1 protein-coding gene is annotated in these 1,334 nt (G+C 39.5%); it reads right to left on the bottom strand.

Annotated elements, in window-relative coordinates:
* Positions 1 to 29 precede the first annotated feature (29 nt).
* The gene (locus tag AC1DU2_RS30825; RefSeq protein WP_477389471.1) at positions 30 to 1,037 is read right to left on the bottom strand and encodes an IS110 family RNA-guided transposase; all 1,008 of its coding nucleotides are present in this window, start codon (positions 1,035 to 1,037) and stop codon (positions 30 to 32) included.
* Positions 1,038 to 1,334: the final 297 nt, after the last annotated feature.

Below are 1,334 nucleotides of genomic sequence, written 5' to 3'. Positions count from 1 at the left end.
GGATTGCTTCGTRCSTCGATTTCTATGATCTATGCAACTAATTTAAGATAATTTTTTTCATACTTTCTGTTTTGGTTAACACAGGAGAAGATGCGCTGCACAAGTTTATTCCTGACCGCATTAATTACGCTCATTTTGYTCTTTTTTTCGACKTTGACTTTTCGTTCGTAGTAAAGCCTTAGTTCATCATTATACTGAATCGCCACCAGTGCAGCCATATGCAGAAGCGTCTTTACTTTTTTATTGGCCATATGCGATACCCGGCCTTTTCCTTTAAATATCCCGGACTCTTSAAGATACGGTACCAGGCCTGCATAGCAGGCATAGGACTTAGCGTTATTAATGTCTTTAAACTCGTTGGTGGTCACTATTAGCTGTATAGCTGTGACTTTACCGATCCCAACAACAGAAGTGACTAAAGTAAACAAACGTTTCAGTTCCGGGTCTGCGTTAATGATAACCATTATGGATTTCTCCACATTTTCCAGGCTGGCCTCGATACCATTCAATGCTTTGTTACAGATATCTGTATTTTGTTTGGCGGCTTTCTTTTTAACAAAAGAGCCGTATTCCTTAAGAGGCGTTTTGAGCATCTTCTTTGCTTTTATAAGCCTMGAACGCGTAGATGATAAATGGGCCAGCTGCTGGACTTCTTCCCGCCTGGGTGCCCATAAACGAAGCTCATCGCGGTTTTTGTAAGCATAGGCAGCGATGCGCATGGAGTCAACTTTGTCATTCTTACCCCGCAGATTACCAAGCGATTTCTTGATCTGGGTAGCCGATTCCAAACAAATGTTTGCTTTCTTCTGATACAAACAGGATAACAGGTGATTGCTGTAAATACCGGTATGCTCCATACAAAAAACAGCGTTGCTTAAAGAAAAGCCCTCCAGTTTACTGATCTCCTTTAAAAGTGCTTTTATGGCTTCCGGTTCATTGATTATTTCCTTGTGGAAAAGGAAGCACTTGCCTTGCTGAACCGAGAAATCCAGTTCATTCTTGGATACATCGATCCCGATGAAAAATTCAAATTCCATATCTTTGTTCTGTTTATGTAAGTAAACAGTTAACGGTTTTAAACCACATCAATACCTTACTAATGAGCCTTCCAAACTCTAATTTCTATTTGATGCCACAGTTTAAAACAAACGGTAAGGGATTCAATCGAGGCATAGGCCTTCAAGCCTGGCAATGACGATAATGCACCCTTACCGTTGTTAACTTTATCCACAAAAATCAAGGTTATTAACAAAGAAAAAGAAGCAAAAAGAAAGCTTCAACAATAATAATAACCTATACTATTTTGTTAAAGCTAATCTAAAGGCAATGACGGG

The organism is Mucilaginibacter sp. P4_C11, assembly GCF_056402115.1.
This window is presented reverse-complemented; position numbering and strand designations above follow the sequence as displayed.